The sequence below is a fragment of the Bacillus sp. YBWC18 genome (assembly GCF_002998775.1).
Lineage (GTDB): Bacteria > Bacillota > Bacilli > Bacillales > Bacillaceae > Bacillus.
Map to the genome: position 1 here is coordinate 1,077,801 of NZ_PVRI01000001.1, position 17,672 is coordinate 1,095,472.

18 protein-coding genes are annotated in these 17,672 nt (G+C 41.7%); 5 read left to right on the top strand and 13 right to left on the bottom strand.

Annotated elements, in window-relative coordinates:
- Positions 1-15: 15 nt before the first annotated feature.
- Positions 16-2,262: a DEAD/DEAH box helicase gene (locus tag C6348_RS05595; RefSeq protein ID WP_106042231.1), complete on the bottom strand. Its 2,247-nt coding sequence runs from the start codon at positions 2,260-2,262 to the stop codon at positions 16-18.
- A 160-nt stretch (positions 2,263-2,422) separates the two neighbouring features.
- On the opposite strand from C6348_RS05595, the gene C6348_RS05600 reads away from it, so the two are divergent.
- Positions 2,423-3,541, top strand: a complete 1,119-nt coding sequence (locus C6348_RS05600) for an NADH-dependent flavin oxidoreductase (protein ID WP_223251533.1) — start codon at positions 2,423-2,425, stop codon at positions 3,539-3,541.
- A gap of 55 nt (positions 3,542-3,596) precedes the next feature.
- Here C6348_RS05600 and C6348_RS05605 read toward each other — a convergent pair whose 3' ends face one another.
- Positions 3,597-4,103 (bottom strand): PTS sugar transporter subunit IIA, encoded by a 507-nt coding sequence (locus C6348_RS05605; protein ID WP_106042235.1) that lies wholly within the window; start codon positions 4,101-4,103, stop codon positions 3,597-3,599.
- A 167-nt stretch (positions 4,104-4,270) separates the two neighbouring features.
- Here C6348_RS05605 and C6348_RS05610 point away from each other — a divergent pair, with 167 nt between their 5' ends.
- Positions 4,271-4,690: an Hsp20/alpha crystallin family protein gene (locus tag C6348_RS05610; protein ID WP_106042237.1), complete on the top strand. Its 420-nt coding sequence runs from the start codon at positions 4,271-4,273 to the stop codon at positions 4,688-4,690.
- Between the two features lie 20 nt (positions 4,691-4,710).
- Here the strand turns inward: C6348_RS05610 and C6348_RS05615 are convergent, their stop codons facing one another.
- The 3 genes from C6348_RS05615 to C6348_RS05625 form a co-directional block, all read right to left on the bottom strand.
- Positions 4,711-5,163 (bottom strand): YppG family protein, encoded by a 453-nt coding sequence (locus C6348_RS05615; RefSeq protein WP_106042239.1) that lies wholly within the window; start codon positions 5,161-5,163, stop codon positions 4,711-4,713.
- A gap of 107 nt (positions 5,164-5,270) precedes the next feature.
- A complete protein-coding gene (locus C6348_RS05620; RefSeq protein ID WP_034661025.1) occupies positions 5,271-5,642 on the bottom strand; it encodes a YppE family protein in 372 nt (123 codons plus the stop codon).
- Positions 5,643-5,700: 58 nt separating this feature from the next.
- Positions 5,701-5,934, bottom strand: a complete 234-nt coding sequence (locus C6348_RS05625) for a DUF5446 family protein (protein ID WP_223251517.1) — start codon at positions 5,932-5,934, stop codon at positions 5,701-5,703.
- A gap of 196 nt (positions 5,935-6,130) precedes the next feature.
- Between C6348_RS05625 and sspM the strand changes: the two genes are divergently transcribed.
- Positions 6,131-6,235: an acid-soluble spore protein SspM gene (sspM, locus tag C6348_RS05630; RefSeq protein WP_012010346.1), complete on the top strand. Its 105-nt coding sequence runs from the start codon at positions 6,131-6,133 to the stop codon at positions 6,233-6,235.
- A gap of 23 nt (positions 6,236-6,258) precedes the next feature.
- Here sspM and C6348_RS05635 read toward each other — a convergent pair whose 3' ends face one another.
- A complete protein-coding gene (locus C6348_RS05635) occupies positions 6,259-7,215 on the bottom strand; it encodes a DUF2515 domain-containing protein (RefSeq protein ID WP_106042243.1) in 957 nt (318 codons plus the stop codon).
- Between the two features lie 46 nt (positions 7,216-7,261).
- Here C6348_RS05635 and recU point away from each other — a divergent pair, with 46 nt between their 5' ends.
- Together recU and C6348_RS05645 are read left to right on the top strand one after the other, a co-directional pair.
- On the top strand, positions 7,262-7,873 hold the full coding sequence (gene recU, locus C6348_RS05640) for a Holliday junction resolvase RecU (RefSeq protein ID WP_034661029.1): 612 nt from the start codon (positions 7,262-7,264) through the stop codon (positions 7,871-7,873).
- A gap of 43 nt (positions 7,874-7,916) precedes the next feature.
- A complete protein-coding gene (locus C6348_RS05645; RefSeq protein ID WP_106042245.1) occupies positions 7,917-10,625 on the top strand; it encodes a PBP1A family penicillin-binding protein in 2,709 nt (902 codons plus the stop codon).
- A 35-nt stretch (positions 10,626-10,660) separates the two neighbouring features.
- Here the strand turns inward: C6348_RS05645 and C6348_RS05650 are convergent, their stop codons facing one another.
- The 7 genes from C6348_RS05650 to dinG form a co-directional block, all read right to left on the bottom strand.
- Positions 10,661-11,170, bottom strand: coding sequence for a YpoC family protein (locus tag C6348_RS05650; protein WP_106042247.1), 510 nt, complete (start codon positions 11,168-11,170; stop codon positions 10,661-10,663).
- The gene (gene nth, locus C6348_RS05655) at positions 11,167-11,829 is read right to left on the bottom strand and encodes an endonuclease III (protein ID WP_034661035.1); all 663 of its coding nucleotides are present in this window, start codon (positions 11,827-11,829) and stop codon (positions 11,167-11,169) included. The genes C6348_RS05650 and nth overlap by 4 nt, the downstream gene beginning before the upstream one ends.
- Positions 11,830-11,846: 17 nt before the next feature.
- Positions 11,847-12,551 carry a DnaD domain-containing protein gene (locus C6348_RS05660; RefSeq protein WP_034661036.1) on the bottom strand — a complete coding sequence of 235 codons (705 nt, stop codon included), beginning with the start codon at positions 12,549-12,551 and terminating at the stop codon, positions 11,847-11,849.
- A gap of 98 nt (positions 12,552-12,649) precedes the next feature.
- A complete protein-coding gene (asnS, locus tag C6348_RS05665) occupies positions 12,650-13,942 on the bottom strand; it encodes an asparagine--tRNA ligase (protein WP_095285348.1) in 1,293 nt (430 codons plus the stop codon).
- A 115-nt stretch (positions 13,943-14,057) separates the two neighbouring features.
- Positions 14,058-14,543: a cell wall elongation/penicillin-binding protein regulator TseB gene (gene tseB, locus C6348_RS05670; RefSeq protein ID WP_060596725.1), complete on the bottom strand. Its 486-nt coding sequence runs from the start codon at positions 14,541-14,543 to the stop codon at positions 14,058-14,060.
- A gap of 12 nt (positions 14,544-14,555) precedes the next feature.
- The gene (locus C6348_RS05675; protein ID WP_008344594.1) at positions 14,556-14,726 is read right to left on the bottom strand and encodes a YpmA family protein; all 171 of its coding nucleotides are present in this window, start codon (positions 14,724-14,726) and stop codon (positions 14,556-14,558) included.
- Between the two features lie 132 nt (positions 14,727-14,858).
- The gene (dinG, locus tag C6348_RS05680) at positions 14,859-17,651 is read right to left on the bottom strand and encodes an ATP-dependent DNA helicase DinG (protein ID WP_106042249.1); all 2,793 of its coding nucleotides are present in this window, start codon (positions 17,649-17,651) and stop codon (positions 14,859-14,861) included.
- Between the last annotated feature and the right edge of the window lie 21 nt (positions 17,652-17,672).

The window sequence follows — 17,672 nt, forward strand, 5'->3', positions numbered from 1 at the left end:
TCCCCCTCCTTTCCCTTAAAATACGGACATCAATTCAACGATGCTGCTTTTTCCGCTCACCTCTTTCATTTCCATGCCAATGCAGGATGGACAGCCATTTTCACAGCGGCACCGCTCAATCAGCTGAATGGCTGCGCCTGCTATTTCATCGAAACGAGCTTGTACTTCCTTGCTTAAGCCGATTCCGCCAGGGTAGTGGTCATATAAAAAGACCGTCGGTTTTCCGGTATGTGCCGCTTTAATTTGTGAAACAACATGAATATCAGAACGGTCACACATCACAAAAGCAGGTACAATGTGCTGAAGAACATTTGCGATGCCAAGCAGCAGCTGTTCAAGTGTTTTCTCTTCAAATCTCCGCTCTGCTTCATGTAATTCAAACCAAGCAGCACTCGTATGAATTTCTTCTTCCGGCAAGTGAATCGGTCCAGAGCCGATATTTTCACCGGTACTTAGCCGGATTTTTTTAAAAATCGTCGGCATTGCGTTGACAGTCACATCACCGTAGTGAACAGATACGGCTTCCTTCTCTGTCGTCTGATCGATTTCAAGCACCTTAAGTTGAACAGCTAAATTCGCGTCTGTATAGTATTCTACATCTACTTGTTTCACATAAGCCTTGAGATGCTCGTAATCTAGCTTTTCCACTTGATACTGAACCCCTTCGTGTAAATAAATGGCTTCATCATGAAGCAGCGTCATCGCACTGAACCGATCCATCTCTCCAATAATCCGAACATTCGCTACATCTGATTGATCCACAATCACCACATTTTCCTGGCTTGCAGACCGGAGGCTGATGCCATGTGCTGGGAACGATTGATCTGACCAATAATACCGGTTCCCGCTAAAATGAAGAACGCCTTCCTCATGTAAGTACTGCAAAATCTCTTCTACGTCCATGCCGCCAAACTGTTCATCCTCCCGAAACGGAAGCTCGTAGGATGCACATTTTAAATGATCCACTAAGATAATGAGGTTTTCAGGGTTGATTCTGGCAGCTTCAGGCGGCCTGTTAAAGAAATATTCAGGGTGTCTGACGATATATTGGTCAAGAGGTGAGGAGCTTGCCACCATAATAATGAGTGCTTCCTCGTGACGCCTTCCAGCTCGTCCTGCCTGCTGCCATGTACTCGCTACACTGCCAGGATACCCGGTCATGATACAGACCTTTAGCTGACCTATATCCACCCCTAATTCTAGTGCGTTTGTGCTGACCACACCTAGAATGTCTCCTTCTCTCAATCCTTTTTCAATCACGCGCCGCTCTTTTGGTAAATAGCCTCCGCGATATCCACGAATCGATTTTGGGCCGATCTCTTTTTTCACTAGCTCTTGAATATGGCTTAAAATCACTTCAACTCTTACTCTGCTTCTAGCAAAAACAATCGTTTGGATTTTTTCTTTCAAAAAAGTTTTTGCCAATTGATTGACAACAGTGGCGGCACTTTGTCTAATATTTAATGGTTTATTCACAACTGGCGGGTTGTAAAACACAAAATTCTTTTTACCGCTAGGTGCCCCGTTTCGTTCAATCAGATGCACCTTGCTCCCCGTTAGCTGCTGCGCTAGCTCTTTTGGATTTGCAATCGTTGCAGAAGTACAAATAAAAACCGGTTCACTTCCATAAAATGCACAAATTCGTTTTAACCTGCGAATCACATTGGCCACATGACTGCCAAATACACCTCGATATGTATGAAGCTCATCAATGACAATATACTTCAAATTCTCAAACAAGCTGACCCATTTCGTATGATGAGGCAAAATGGCTGAATGCAGCATATCCGGGTTTGTGATGACAATATGTCCTGCTTGTCTGACTCGCTGCCGAATGGCCGGAGAGGTGTCCCCGTCATATGTTTCACTATGAATCGGAACATCCATCTCATGGATGATCTCGTTAAGTTCACTTTTTTGATCTTGTGCGAGCGCTTTTGTTGGGAATAAATAAAGGGAGCGGCTTGTCTGATCTTCTGCGATCGACTGAAGGACAGGCAAATTGTAGCAAAGCGTTTTACCTGAAGCTGTTGGTGTGACAGTTACCACATGATCTCCATCCATCACACGTTCAAAGGCTTCCTTTTGATGAATGTAGAGTTCGCTCACGCCTCGTTTCTCAAGCGCCTTTTTCAGCCTGTCGTTCACTCTTTCAGGAACCGGAGAGGTCTGTGCAGGCTTCGCATCAATTTCATGCCAATGTTCTACCTGTTCGTCTTTCTTTAATTCTTCTATGAGTTCGTTCATTGTTTTCTTTTTCATACCGCATCACCTCTCTTACATAGTGTACCGAATATTTGTTTGCATGACTAGGCGGCAATTTTTTGATGCGCAGCCTATGAGCAAATACTTTGAAGTGTTGTAACAGTATCTATTACACTTCTATAGTGAAATGATTTTATCAAGGAAGAAGATGATGAGAGTGAAAAACGAATTTAAGCCTTTATTTGAACCATTTACGTTTCCAGGAGGTGCGTCTATTGATGGCCGGTTAGTCGTTGCGCCAATGACACACTTCGGTTCTCACGAGGATGGCACCATTTCTAAAGAGGAAATTGATTTCATTACAGCTAGATCTAGTGATATGGGCATGGTGATCACAGCATGTGCAAACGTGACTCCAGATGGTAAGGCATTTGAAGGACAGCCTTCTATTGCAAGAGATGAAGATATACCTGGCCTGAAAAAACTTGCTTCTGCGATTCAGGCAAAGGGAACAAAAGCCATCATTCAAATTCATCACGGCGGCTCTCAGGCTCTCCCTCACTTAGTTCCAAACGGTGATGTGGTTGCGCCAAGTGATGTGTTTAAAGATGGAAAGCAGATTGCACGCGCTTTAAAAGAAGAGGAAATTGTCCATATCATTGACTCTTTTAAAGAAGCGGCAAGACGAGCGGTTCAAGCAGGGTTTGACGGCGTGGAAATCCACGGTGCAAATGGTTATCTATTACAGCAATTTTACTCTCCGCATAGCAATCAGCGGACAGATCAGTGGGGAGGAAATGAAGAAAAGCGTCTAGCCTTCCCTATCGCTATTGTGGATGCAGTCAAAGAGGCAATCGAAAAGCATGCAACAAAACCGTTTATCTTTGGATATCGATTATCCCCAGAAGAACCAGAAACACCTGGTTTAACAATGACAGAGACGTTTACCTTAGTGGATGTTCTCAAAACAAAAAACCTCGATTATTTGCATATCTCTTTAATGGAGATTGACTCTAAAGCAAGACGTGGTGCAGATACTCATAAGACACGTATGGAGCTGCTAAAAGAACGCTGCGGCGATACCCTTCCACTCATCGGTGTGGGCAGCGTCATTACAGCCGAAGATGCACTAGGTGCTTATAATCAAGAAATTCCACTTATCGCTGTCGCACGAGAGCTGATCGTCGACCCAGATTGGGCAAAGAAGATTAAAGAAGGCAGAGAAAGCGAGATTGAAACTGTCATTAAACGCAGCCAAAAAGATAAGTATTTGATTCCAGAAGGATTGTGGTCTGTCATGGAAGCGAGTCAAGGCTGGGTTCCGATGGAAGATTAATGTCATCAAAAAAACTACCCTTATACGATTGGGTAGTTTTTTTTGTGATTCCTGATTATTTTAGTTTAACGGTAAAAAGCTTAGAAGTCTGTTTTTCTACAGGTCCCTTTGGTTCTTTATCAAGATGCTCGATCAAGTCACCATTCATAATGACAATCGGAGTCACTGTACTTGCCGCTTTCTCTTCAATCAGTTCTAAATCACACGTAATGAGAGGGTCACCGATCTTCACTTTATCCCCTTCTTTTATGTGCGCTTCAAATCCTTCACCATTTAATCCCACTGTTTCAAGCCCGATATGAATCAGAAGCTCAAGCCCTGAGAGTGTTCGAATGCCAATTGCATGTTTTGTATGGAAGAGCTGGATGATTTCACCCTCTACTGGTGACACAATCGTGCCACTGTTTGGTTTTACTGCTACGCCGTCTCCCATCATCTTTTGAGAAAAAACAGGGTCTGGTACATCCGTCATATCCATTAACTCTCCATCAGCTGGAGAATAAATGATTTCTTCCTTTACATCATCTTGGTTTTTTCCGAAACCGAATAATTTTTTCAGCAATGTCAATTGCTCCCTTCAAGCTTTGCTTCTAGTTCTATTCCGCGTATGAAACGCTGCGCTCATACACCTTGCTTCATTCAACACTATTTAATCATAATTTTTTCCTCTCATCAATTGATAACCGCCTGAGCCCTTTCTGCATAGGCTGTAGATGAGAGGTGATTCAAATGAAACATGAAGGCGAAAAGAAACATGAATTGCTGGCAAATGAAGATATTCTCAATGAAGCGATTGAACAATTTTTCGCATCCTCCCCGTTTCACGAGATATTAAATAGTGCGGAGGCGCTCATGACCACATCACATTCACTTGCATCGATTACGACCGATGTGACAGAGGATGAGCAGTTTGTGTATATCGAGATCCAATTTCCCGACCATTTTGTCGAAGGGGATATCGCGCTAGAAGTAAAAGCCCAATATTTACACTTATCCGTGCAGGAAACAATCAAAACAGATACAACTTCCTCGTATTCGAGCTTTACCAAAACCATTTTAATGCCGGCAAAAATAGATGAAACGAACATGAAGAGCGTGTGGAAAGATCAAACGCTTCGTGTGACGGCACCAAAGCAAACTACCCAATAGGTCCATCTATTGGGTTTTAACTATGCTTTAAAAATGCTTGTAAATCCTTTCGCTAATGAACCTACTTGATTCATCGTACTCATCATTTGCCCAGCTGTATCAAACATTTTGTTAAAGTCGTATTGTCCATTCGTTTTTTTGAATTGTGACAGCACACTTTTAAATTGAGATGATTGCTGTTTTTGCGGTCTTGGCAAAGGATAAGGGTTCATAGGCTGCTGCATGGGCATCATGCCTGGTGGCGGCATCAGGGGTTGATTGATCGCTTCAGGCGGATGAAAAGGCGGCACATTTTCTTGGTATCCATAAGGCGGCTGATTGACAGCAGATGGTGCCTGGCTCATTCCACCTTGATGTGGCGGCATGAAATATTCTGGAGGCTGCGGAGGCTGCTGCTGCATATCTGGATACGGAAAAGGCCCTCGATTGAATGGATTGAATTCATAAGGCTGCTGGTTTGAATAAGGGATCATATATCTCGCTCCTCTCGCTCTCAACACATAGTGATGTCACTCATATATTATGATCAAGAACAGAAGATGTGCCTAAAGCAGCCATAAGAAAAACGCAGCATATGTCTTCAGCTGCGCTTGTTGATTTCTTCTATTAAAAGGTTCAGTGTGTAAATCACTGACTCAACTAAATTTTTCACACGGGGTGCATGCTGTTTGCCAAAATAAGATTGCAGGACAACCTCTTTTCCATTTTCTTTGACGGCTTCAAGCTGTTCTTGGTGTAAATATCTAGGTTTGACCAGATGAATAAACGAGATCGCAGCAGTGAGCCACTCTTCCATTTTCTGATCAAATGTCTCAACGGCCGGCTGAATGTCCGTGTGAAAATCATATACGGGGTATTCCTCTTCAGCCTTTCCCTTTTGGTACTGCTCATACGCCTCTTCGATCCATATTCTCAGATCTTGTGTATGTTCAAGTAATGTTTGATTATCCAAAATGTTCACCTCTATGAACCATCCTATCAAACGTTTACTTATTGCTCAAATAGAAAAGCTATCCGGCGTGATATGCCGGTCTTGCCGCCAGTTTATACTCAGCCGCGTGAATCTTCACTTCACAGTCCTTTACTTCTGATTCAAGCCGGTCTATCATTTGTTCTTGCTCCTCTATGGCTACACGTTTTGTTTGGTTCACAGCAAGAGACAGTTCTTCTTCCACCGCATCAATTTTCCGCTCGATTTCCTCTAATAACTGCATAATGGATTCTTTTGATACAAATTCGCTCATCATCAGATTCCTCCTTTATCGTCTCTCGTTACATTCTCTTTTCTTTCACACCCTCCTTCACACATGACAAAACTAGAAGCAAATCGCCAATCTAAGTGTAGATGAGCGCTATTTCTTCCTTTTCGACATATGCTTGTCCTTCTTTGTATGATTGCGTCCGATTGTGTAAATTCTAAGGACAAAGGAGGTAGATTTCATGAAAAAGCAGCCAGCACCAAAAGAGCAAAAGCCAAAAGGGAAAGAAAACAGTACAGATCAGCTTGATAAAAAGCTTGGCGGTCCTAATCGACCATCCACGTAAAAAAAGCAGGTACCCCCTGCTTTTTATTTATGCAAAAAATAGTGCTCTAATGAGAAAAGAAAACGAAGCTGTCTTTTTTTATGAAAATACCAGTCGGTCAGCTCAATTTGTTTTGGTAACGTCTCTGCATCAAATAAGGATGGGCTCAATTTCTTTTGAAACCAATCGTCCCTTTGATCGTCTAATGAATGTGCCATCACCGGATAAACTGTTCGAAGAAAAGGTGTTGACCTCCTAGCGATCCCTAAAAACGGCTCAAAATCAAACCGTGATCCGGTATGCGGAACAGTATGCAAAAAATGATAAAAATCCGAAAATAAATCGGCTCGAAATAATAGTTTCGCTAGTTTTTTTCCTAATGTAATACGCTCCTTTACGCGGGAAAACTTCCGTATGGTTAACCCGTACAAATGCCCGTCCACCGTTGGAAAAACAACGGTTTGGAAATGTCCCCACTCGCTGAACAGATATTGAATCGAGTGAAAAACATTCTTTTTCAGAAGAGGATTTTGTATAATAGGAGATTGTATAGTATATTGTTCATTTATGATGAGTGCATAAAGCAGGCGCTCTGTGTCACGCTTTAGCCAAAAACGTTCCCACTCAGTGCTCATAAAACGAGAAACAGAAAAATATGGAAGCAGATGGAACAAGGGTTTGCTGCACCGCTTAGACCATTCATACAAAAGAAGCTGAGGGTAAGCATCCGAAAAGATCAGCCAATTCGCTCTTTCATACGCTGTGAAAAAAAGGTGCCCCTGCTGATCTGTTAAACCTGGATGAAAGAGCTCGCCCTTTAGATCCGTCATAGACCATCCAGCATTTCTCGAGACAAAGGAAGCAAGCAGCGACCATTTCATCTCTGGATGGCGGTCATAAAAGCGTTTGTAAGCATTTGTCCTCGTCAGGTTGTCTTTATTTTTCGCTTTCGTTTCACGCAATATATACTGAGTGATGATGTGCTCTTCTTGTGACAACATAGTAATCTCTCCAATACAAAATGCATTAAAAGGAGGCTGAAACTTGATGATTCGGTATCCAAACGGAAAATCGTATCAGCCCATTCAACAAATTGGGACAAAAAAAAGATTCAGCGGCGAATCCTCTTATAGTAACCGCGGGATGACGCTTGAGGCTGACTTAAATGAAACCAACCAGTACTATTTGGTCAACGGGATCGCAGTCATTCATAAAAAGCCTACCCCCGTTCAAATTGTGAATGTGGATTATCCAAAAAGAAGCGCTGCTGTTATCAAAGAAGCCTATTTTAAACAATCATCCACAACAGACTATAATGGAGTGTACAAAGGGCGCTATATCGATTTTGAAGCAAAGGAAACCAAAAGCACCACCTCGTTTCCACTCAAAAATTTTCACGATCATCAAATTGAGCATATGAAACAGGTAGAAAAGCAAGGCGGTATTTGTTTCGTTATTATATCCGCATTTGGCTCCGTTTATTATTTGTCCGCTTCAGATCTCTTTTTCTTCTGGGAGCGGCAGCAGCAAAACGGCCGGAAATCCATTAGCAAAGACGAATTAATGGAAGCTGGCCACTTAATGACACTTGGATATTCGCCAAGAATTGATTATATTAAAGTAGTGGAGACACTTCATTTTTCGGATGAAAGTGAGTAGCAATGACGTTCGAAAAAGGTTTAACACGAAAGGTTGAGATGTGATGTCTGATCAATTTACAAGTCGTGAACAGCGACGTAAAGCAAGTCAAGAAAACAATAAGAAGCAAAAGAACAAAAAAGGCAAAAAGAAAGCAGGTCTATTTAAAAAAATATTTTTATCTTTACTCGTGATCGGTCTTCTTTGTGTAGTTGCCGGAATCACAACTTTTGCCGTTTTTGCATCAAGCGCTCCTTCTATTGATGATAGTAAGCTCAAAACACCGTATTCTTCAAAGCTTTATGACAAAGACAAGAAAGTGTTTGCAGAAGTAGGTGCGGAAAAAAGAACGTATGTCTCGATTAAAGATATACCCGATGTGGTAAAAGAAGCATTTATTGCAACTGAAGATGCACGTTTTTATAAACACCACGGGATTGATCCAATCCGTATCGGCGGTGCCCTTGTCGCAAACGTCGAGGACGGCTTTGGAGCTGAAGGTGGAAGTACGATTACACAGCAAGTTGTGAAAAACTCTCTACTTAACAATCAAAAAACGTTAAAACGTAAAGTACAGGAAGTATGGCTCTCGATTCAGCTTGAGCAAAAATACTCTAAAGATGAAATTTTAGAAATGTATTTAAACCGTATTTTCTTCTCGCCTTATGCTTATGGTGTTGGGAAAGCGGCAGAACAATTTTTCGGCGTGACAGATTTAAATAAACTAACTGTTGCACAGGCTGCTACACTTGCAGGTATGCCGCAAAGTCCTTCTGCCTATAACCCAGTGAAAAATCCCGAGGCAGCGGAAAAACGCCGTAATATCGTTTTAGGCCTCATGAAAAAACAAGGCTACATTTCAGAGAAAGACTATGAGGATGCAAAAGCTACCCCTGTCAGCAAGACGGTCGTCTCAGCTGATAAATATAAGAGCCAGAACTCAAGTAAGTACTCTGCTTATATTGAAGAAGTCATGGAAGAAGTACAGAAAAAAGCCAAAGTGGATGTATCAACAGATGGATTAAAAATCTATACTTCACTCGATCGAAAAGCACAGGATCACCTAGATGATATTATCAATGGGGATTCAGTTGGTTTTACGAAAGGTATGCAGGCGGGTGTCACCCTGCTTGATACGAAAAATGGCGAAATCCGAGCTATTGGCGGTGGACGTGATGTACCAGCCGGCGGCTTTAACTATGCGACTGATGCAAAACGCCAGCCAGGTTCAACAATCAAACCAATTTTAGATTACGGCCCAGTCATTGAAAGCAAAAAATGGTCAACGTATCAGCAAATTGATGATGCGCCTTATACGTACTCAAACGGTACACCAATTAATAACTTTGACAGAAGACATTTAGGGAAAATGTCGATGAGAAGTGCTTTGGCACAATCACGAAACATCCCTGCCCTAAAAGCTTTCCAAGAAGCTGGCACAGACAATGCTGTTCAATTCGCTAATAACTTAGGTATGGACTTACCGTCTGACATTCAAGAGTCTTACTCAATCGGTGGATTTGACGATGGTGTCTCCTCCCTGAAGATGGCTGGAGCATTTAGTGCATTCGGTAATAACGGATACTATAACGAACCACATGCTGTCACGTCTGTTGAATTTAATGACGGTACAAAGCTTGACCTTACGCCAGATTCCAAAGCAGCTATGAGTGACTACACAGCATTTATGATCACAGATATGCTAAAAACTGCTGTCCAATCTGGAACTGGGACACTTGCACAAGTACCAAACGTTCAAGTAGCTGGTAAAACAGGTACAACGAACTTTGAACAAGATGATATTAATAAACACAATATTCCTTCTGGCGGTGCGAAAGATTCGTGGTTTGTTGGTTATACGCCGCAATATACAGCAGCCGTTTGGACTGGAATTGGTAACTCAAAAGATGCGGACGGCAAAATATGGCTCACAAATTATGAACAGCGTGTTGCCAAACTCGTCTTCCAGCGATTAATTTCTCAAATTGATGATGGAAGCGGCTCATTTGAAAAACCAGACAGTGTCGTTGAAGCTACGGTTGAAAAAGGATCGGATCCAGCGAAATTAGCCGGACCAAATACACCGAGCGATAAGAAGACAACAGAATACTTTGTAAAAGGAACGGTTCCGACAAAAGTGTCTGACACATATGAGAAAAAAGAAGCCGATAAGCCTTCTGACTTAAAAGCGGTGTATGATGAAGAGAAAAAATCCATCACACTGTCTTGGGGCTATGATGACGACGCAGATGCTACATTTAATGTAAAACAAGCGGTTGATAACGGCGGCTATAAAGAGATTCAAAACAGTTCTGCTAAAGAAGCGGTCATCTCTGATGTGAAGCCTGGCTCTACTTATAAATTCCAAGTAACAGCCACTGTAGAGGATGTCACAAGTAAAGCAGCTTCTACCTTCCTCACCATCAAGGATGATGAAGATGAGGAAGAAAAAGCAGATGATGAGAACAAAGAAGAAGAAGAACCGCAGCAGCCTGACGACGAGCAGACAGACCAGACTGACGATAACAAAAATCAACCCCCAGGCACTGACGAGCAAAAGCCAGATGATAAAAAAGATCAAGATAAGGATAAGGATCAGGATCAAGGCGGAAATACGGAAAACGGACATAATGGTTCTTCCGATGATAGCTCAGACAGTACAAATGGGAACTCACAAACTGACAATAAAGATAAAAAGAAAGATGATGCGAAAACAAACTCTCAAAGCTCAAATTCGCAATCAAATTCTCCTAGTCGAAAAGAAAATGAATAATGAAAAAGCACTTGCCCATATGGCAAGTGCTTTTTTTAACGGTTTTGTCTGATCTTTTTAAGTGCTTCATGTTTTCCATACTGCTTTTTTAGTTCCGTGTATAGCTCGTCCAGTTGAATAAAGCAATGATATTGAGTTGGTTTTAGCAAAATGAACTCTAAACGTTCCGTCCAGTTAATCGGAGCAACAGGAAAAGTCTCTTGCTTAATATGTTCCCATTCAAGCGTTTGAAGTCTCTCCCCTTTGATCCAGTAAAACATCGCAATCATACTGACAATACCTTGCAGCATATCGTCTTCTTCACACCGGGACTTTCTTGTTTGAAAACGAGGAAGCATTTTTTCTTTTAATTCATTCCACAGTTCGAACATCACAGGAACAAACTCTTCTGTTTTCTGCCATGGAAGCTCATCTGTTAAAAGATCTGATGATAGATCATATGCGAGTGGATGATCTCTAAGTATGTCTACTCGATCGCCTTTCACCTCTACCTTTTTCCCTTTTAGCTTTTCGACATATGAGGTAAAAACAGCTGCCCCGCTCATGCCAGCTTCACCAATCCTTTTTTCAGCCTCTTCTGCCCTTCTCTACACATATCAAGAAGCGGACAAGACTCGCACTGCGGCCGCTGCGCCTTGCAGTGATATCTGCCAAAAAAGATGAGGCGGTGATGCGTCACAGACCAATCTTCTTCTGGCACCTTTTTCATTAAGGTTTGCTCTACTTCAAGAACAGAATCCTTCCACCGGCAAATCCCAAGACGCTTGCTGACTCGTTCTACGTGTGTATCGACAGCAATGGCCGGCACTCCAAAAGCGACAGATACGACGACATTTGCTGTTTTCCGGCCCACCCCAGGAAGTTTCACAAGCTCGTCCCGATCCTTTGGCACTTCACCGCCATATTCTTCAATCAGCATTTTGCTCAACTTTTGAATGTTTTTGGCTTTATTTCGATAAAGGCCAATCGAACGAATATCTTGCTGCAATTCTTCAAGCGGTACACTTAAATAGTCTTCTGGTGTTTGATATTTTTGAAATAACGTTTTGGTGACTTTGTTGACAAGCACGTCTGTACACTGCGCAGAGAGTGCCACAGCGATCACAAGTTCAAATGGATTGGAATGAACAAGCTCACACTCAGCCTCTGGAAACATATCTCCTATAATATCTAAACATTCATTGATTTGTTTTTTTGATAACATGACTTCTCCTTTATTGGTTATTGTTCCAGCCAATTATAAAAAGGAACTTGTCGTTTATATGTTGACGTCTCTTCTTTTGAAGGTGGCGCTTTTTGCTGAGAACGGAAGTGCTGGCTATGCTCTTTTGCTTCTTCCGCTGTTTTCAGCCCTTTCTTTTTCCACTCAAACAGAATTCGGTCGATATAACGGAAATTTAATTTTCCTGATAAAACCGCTTCTCTTAACGCTAGGCGAATCATTTCAGCATCATGATGGTCTTGATCCATCCAGATCGAGAGTGTTTCTCCTTCAAGAGGAGACAGCGGTCTGCCAAATTCATCTTCAAATAGAGCATATAAAGACTTTTCAGCCTGCACATGAAGTTTTTGACCTTCCTTCGCTTGTTTTGCTTCTAAAAAGTCATACAGTACGCCCCATAAAGGCTCAACTGAGTATCGGTCATGCTGAATACCAGACCCGTCCTCAAACGGCTGAATCGAAATAAATCCCTTTTGAATTAAATGCTGAACCATATACGCACACTCTTCAGCTGAAATGGTCATGCCATGGGACAGCTCTTCAAATGTTTGAAAGAAAACACCTTGTTCTTCATTCATTTTAATCTTAAGCATCACCATCATTTGTGATTCATTCAGTCCTAACTGCTCATAATGAGCAATCAGCAAATTAGGCAAACTGGTCGAACCCATTTGCTGCATATTTATAAATTGCTGCCTATTCATCGGATACACCTCTTCACTTTAAGTATATCACGTTTTATTTCACGTGCCCCTCCAAAAAACGTTTGAAAAAGCCTCCATATGTTGGAGGCTTTCATGTCTTAAGGATATAAACGGTTTAATAATCTTGGGAAAGGAATGGTTTCACGCACATGCGGCGCTCCACTAATCCAAGCAACTGTACGTTCAAGTCCAAGACCAAAACCTGAATGCGGTACAGAGCCATATTGTCTTAATTCTGTGTACCATTTGTAAGTTTCTTGATCTAGCCCATGTTCTTTCAATCTTGCTTCAAGCAGCTCTAGATCATGCACACGCTCAGAACCGCCAATGATCTCTCCGTAGCCTTCTGGTGCAATCAAGTCTGCACAAAGGACGACATCATCACGATCCGGTGCAGGCTGCATGTAAAATGGTTTTAATGATGTTGGGTAATGAGTGATAAACACTGGTTTATCGTAGCTTTCAGCGATCGCTGTTTCGTGAGGCGCACCGAAGTCATCTCCCCATTCAATATCGTCAAAGCCTTTTTCCTGCAAGAATTTAATCGCTTCATCGTAAGTGATGCGCGGGAATGGTGCTTTGATGTTTTCTAATTTTGCTGTATCACGGCCAAGTGTATGCAGTTCAACTTTACAGTTTTCAAGTACACTTTGAACAACATGAGTCACATAATGTTCTTGATACTCAAGGTTTTCATTAAATTCGACAAAAGCCATCTCAGGCTCGATCATCCAAAACTCAATTAAATGACGTTTTGTTTTAGATTTTTCAGCTCTAAATGTTGGGCCAAATGAGAATACTTTTCCGAGTGCCATTGCCGCAGCTTCCATGTAAAGCTGTCCACTTTGAGAAAGGTACGCATCTTCATCAAAATATTTCGTCGCAAACAGCTCCGTTGTGCCCTCAGGTGCACTTCCAGTTAAAATTGGCGGATCTACTTTCACGAAACCTTCTTGATGGAAGAATTCATATGTAGCACGAATAATTTCGTTACGAATTTTCATAATGGCATGCTGCTTTTTAGAACGAAGCCATAAATGACGGTGATCCATTAAGAATTCTGTTCCATGCTCTTTTGGTGTAATTGGATAGTCAGTTGCTTCGTGAATCACTTCAATGGATTTCACTTGCAATTCAAAACCAAGAGGTGAACGCTCGTCTTTTGTCACTTGTCCTGTCACATAGACAGATGTTTCTTGAGTGACTGATTTCGCAAGCTTAAAGACTTCCTCTTCCACTTCTGCTTTTACTACGACTCCTTGAATAAAGCCTGTCCCGTCACGCAGCTGCAAGAATGCAATTTTACCGCTTGAACGTTTATTGGCAATCCATGCGCCGATGGTTACATCTTCATCGACATGTTTGAACACTTGATTAATCGTTGTTTTCAACATAATTCCCTCCAAAGCCAGAAAGAAACTCACCTTTTCGACAGGTGTGAATCTTTTTTCATACATTTTATTATAACCGTTCTAAATCAGCATGGTCAACGCAAGACAGGAGAAACTATGGCGTTACATTTTTTTCCACGTGTCCTGTCGAGAAGTCGACATAGCTGAAGCTGTATTGATTGTTCTCATTTAAGTACGTCACTTCCCAAAGGAGTACGTCACCTTCTCTTGCTAATTGAACGTCCTTTAGCTTAGATACAGTGTTCTCCTTTTGAACGGCTTGTACTGCTTGATTTGAGGTAATGCCTTCTTTTGCTTTTTTTGCGATCACTTTTTCTTTATTGCTGGCAGGTACCCAAACATAGGTTGTTTCATTTTGTTTGTTTTTTCCTTCAACAATAAATTGTTTTTCTTTCCCGACAAAGGTTTCCACTTGCTCCACTTGTACGATGTTTGCTTGTTTTTTTGCTCGTTCAATCGCCGCCTCATGACCTTGTTCTTTTTGTCCCATGGCAATCTGATAAATCCACGTAAAACTGATGATGCCAATGAGCAAAACGAGAGCCACAACGGATGAAATGATCCAGACTATTTTTTTCATGTCAAGCTTCCCCTATGTGCGATATATCGTAAATATCGCTTGATTTTGATCTTCTTGATCTAATGCTAATCCAAACATGAGATCTTCTCTTTTAAGCGTTCTGTTCAATAAGTCAACAATTTTATACAGGTCCTCTGAATGCTTAATTTGAACAGTTGAAAGTACCTCTATTTTACTTTCCACTTCTAATTCCTCCTCGGTACGTAAATATTGTTAGTCATACTTTTCGGCGCGGGAACCGATACTATTTTTACAACGGAACACAAAAAGCCGTTACGATAAATTAACTCCAAACCCACACCAGCTAAAGGCCGCTTATGACAGCGGCTTTTCGTTGTTGAGCTTCTCTATATACGCCTCAAGTGATTCTTTTGACATTTCGTGGACTGGCGCATGAGGGAGTGATTCTAAAAATAGCTTTCCATATGAAGCGGTTTTCACTCGGCGGTCTAAAATGAGCAATGTACCTATGTCTTTTTCAGAGCGCAGCAAGCGTCCTGCACCTTGTTTAAAGGTTAGCACAGCTTCTGGGAGAGCAACGGCTTTAAACGGATTCTTCCCCTGTTTTTTAGCGGCATCACATTTTGCTTCAATGAGCGGTGAATCAGGCGGCCTGAACGGGAGACGTGCCATAATGACTGTTGTCAGTTCTGATCCAGGAAAATCGACACCTTCCCAAAAACTACCCGTACCAAGTAAAATCGCATGTTTTGCTAATTTGAACATTTTCGTTAATTTAACAGGGCTCCCGCCCGTCAGACCTTGAGCAAAAAGGGCGGCTTGCATCCCTTCTGTTTTCAGCTCTTCATACACTGCTTTTAACATCTCATGTGAATTAAACAACACCAATATCTTCGCTTGATGCTGCTTTTCCATCACCTTAATGTACCGTGCTGCTTGCTTTACATAGTCGCGCTCATCACGGTTCGTAATCGGCGGCATATCAGCTGGTACAATCACCTTGAGCTGTTTTTCAAGTTCAAACGGTGACTCAATCTGTACAAGATGCGGATAAAAATCCTGCAGACCAAATCGTTCTAAGCAATAATCAAAGCGCCCATTGATTGTGAGTGTTCCTGATGTGAGAACAACACTTTTTTTGTTCATAAAAAAACGATCAGCTAAAAGCTCTCCTGTATCTAGCGGCTGTGCATGCATAAAGACAGCATTTTTGGCACCCTTTGCATCAATCTCAATCCAAACCGTTTCATCATTTTTCGGTTCAAAAATAAACCGGTACAGCGTACTGCAAAATGTATGCATAAACGACATCACTTGATCGTATTCCTCTGCTTCAAACGCAAAGTGTTCTGTCAGCTGATCACTTTTTTGAAGAAGCTCGCTTTTTTGCTGCTCATACAGCTTTTCACAAGCAATTAACAAGGAACAAAGCTTACTTGCCGTCTCTTTAATCCGTTTCCACTGCGAATGCTTCGAATGATGACGTACTCTATGAATGAGACGATTGATGTCTGCTTTTGGTTTTGTCCTTTTGACAAAAGAATGAACGGTACTAAAGAAGGCGTCACTTTCCATTTGAAGCTGATGAAGATACTCATCCATTTCGATAAAGGTGTCCGTCTGTAAACCTGCACCGTGAAATCTCTTTTTCAGCTTGTTTAAAAGACCGCCCTGTAAGGAGCCAAGCTGCGTTAATTTCGCATGAAGCTGGATATACGACGCACTATCTCCTAGTGTTTCATTGGCTGTTTTCTCAAATTGATGAGCCTCGTCAATTACATATACGTCTGCATGCTGAAAGATAGACGATGCTTCCGTTTGTGATAAGAGCAGGCGATGATTTGTTAAAATTAAATTGGCTGTTTTGGCTCTTTTTTTGGCGCGTTCATAAAAGCAGTATTCTTTAAAGCGGCGCTTTTTTGATGTAAACGGCATGTGCACACACGAAATACGGTCTTTTATATTGGCAGCTCCTGACGGTAAATTCAGTTCAGATAAATCACCCGTTTCTGTGACAAGAAGCCACATTAATATTTGCGCCTTCGTTAAGACCACATCATAGTTATCATCTTCCTCATGCAGCACATGCTCAAACTTATCTAAGCAAATATAATGCGCCCGTCCTTTGAATACACAGGCAGCTGGCTCAAACGGAAGCAATTGATTTAGAATCGGCACATCGCGCTGAAGCATTTGCTGCTGCAAAAGAATGGAATATGTACTAATAATGACAGGTTTTCCTGATTTCTTTGCCTCTAGTGCAGCTGGTATGAGGTATGCCAGCGTTTTTCCAATACCTGGTGCCGCTTCAATTAAAGCGTAGGCCCTTTCATGAAACACATCTCTCACTTTATTCATCATCGTGAGCTGGCCTTCTCTTACTTCATAGCCTTCCACTGTTTGGGGAAGCTTCTTTTTGATCTCCTCAAACAGCTGTTTATCGTCTTCCCCTACTGAATCTGTCGTATCCGTTTCAGGATTGGTGACATCTTTTACAGCAAAAGAGCCCACTTCTACCAAAGAATCTTCACGGCTAGCACGACTCGTTTCAAGCTGCTGTATTAAAAGTCCTATATCGCTTAAGAGATAAGAGGATAATCTGCGCAGCTGCTTTAGCACATTTGGCGGTGTATGTGTTAATTGATGTAATAAGGTTAAAAATAACATGGCAGTAACTTCCGCATCACTATCCGCCCGGTGCGGGTGGTCATGTGGAAGCATGAGCTCTTCACTTAATTCAGTGAGCTTATAACCTTCAAGTTCTGGATAAAGAATTCTAGAAATCTCAACTGTATCAATCGCTAGCACATCCAGCTCATTTTTCCCGCATGCTTTTAGTTCATCATTTAAAAAATTCAAGTCAAAATGAACATTGTGCGCAACAAAATAAGCGCCTTGAATAAGATCATACACCTCTTGGGCAATGTCCTCAAAAAACACTGCATCGTTAACCATGTGCTGCTGAATACCTGTCAGCTGTTCAATAAATCCAGGGATCGCTTTTCCCGGGTTCACATATTTTGAATACCGTTCGACAATTTGTCCATTTTCAATGACCACCGCAGCAATTTGAATGATTTTATCACCCTTTTTGGGTGAATTTCCGGTGGTTTCAATATCAACGACAACAAACCTTTGATCGGCCATAAAATGGACACCTCAATTCCT

Coding starts and splice junctions, on each gene's coding strand:
- nth (WP_034661035.1), bottom strand. CDS start 11,829: ATGTTATCAAAAAAACAAATCAATGAATGTTTAGATATTATAGGAGAT.
- C6348_RS05635 (WP_106042243.1), bottom strand. CDS start 7,215: ATGTTGTCACAAGAAGAGCACATCATCACTCAGTATATATTGCGTGAA.
- C6348_RS05625 (WP_223251517.1), bottom strand. CDS start 5,934: ATGAGCGAATTTGTATCAAAAGAATCCATTATGCAGTTATTAGAGGAA.
- tseB (WP_060596725.1), bottom strand. CDS start 14,543: ATGAAAAAAATAGTCTGGATCATTTCATCCGTTGTGGCTCTCGTTTTG.
- sspM (WP_012010346.1), top strand. CDS start 6,131: ATGAAAAAGCAGCCAGCACCAAAAGAGCAAAAGCCAAAAGGGAAAGAA.
- C6348_RS05610 (WP_106042237.1), top strand. CDS start 4,271: ATGAAACATGAAGGCGAAAAGAAACATGAATTGCTGGCAAATGAAGAT.
- C6348_RS05660 (WP_034661036.1), bottom strand. CDS start 12,551: ATGAATAGGCAGCAATTTATAAATATGCAGCAAATGGGTTCGACCAGT.
- recU (WP_034661029.1), top strand. CDS start 7,262: ATGATTCGGTATCCAAACGGAAAATCGTATCAGCCCATTCAACAAATT.
- C6348_RS05650 (WP_106042247.1), bottom strand. CDS start 11,170: ATGAGCGGGGCAGCTGTTTTTACCTCATATGTCGAAAAGCTAAAAGGG.
- C6348_RS05615 (WP_106042239.1), bottom strand. CDS start 5,163: ATGATCCCTTATTCAAACCAGCAGCCTTATGAATTCAATCCATTCAAT.
- C6348_RS05595 (WP_106042231.1), bottom strand. CDS start 2,262: ATGAAAAAGAAAACAATGAACGAACTCATAGAAGAATTAAAGAAAGAC.
- C6348_RS05645 (WP_106042245.1), top strand. CDS start 7,917: ATGTCTGATCAATTTACAAGTCGTGAACAGCGACGTAAAGCAAGTCAA.
- dinG (WP_106042249.1), bottom strand. CDS start 17,651: ATGGCCGATCAAAGGTTTGTTGTCGTTGATATTGAAACCACCGGAAAT.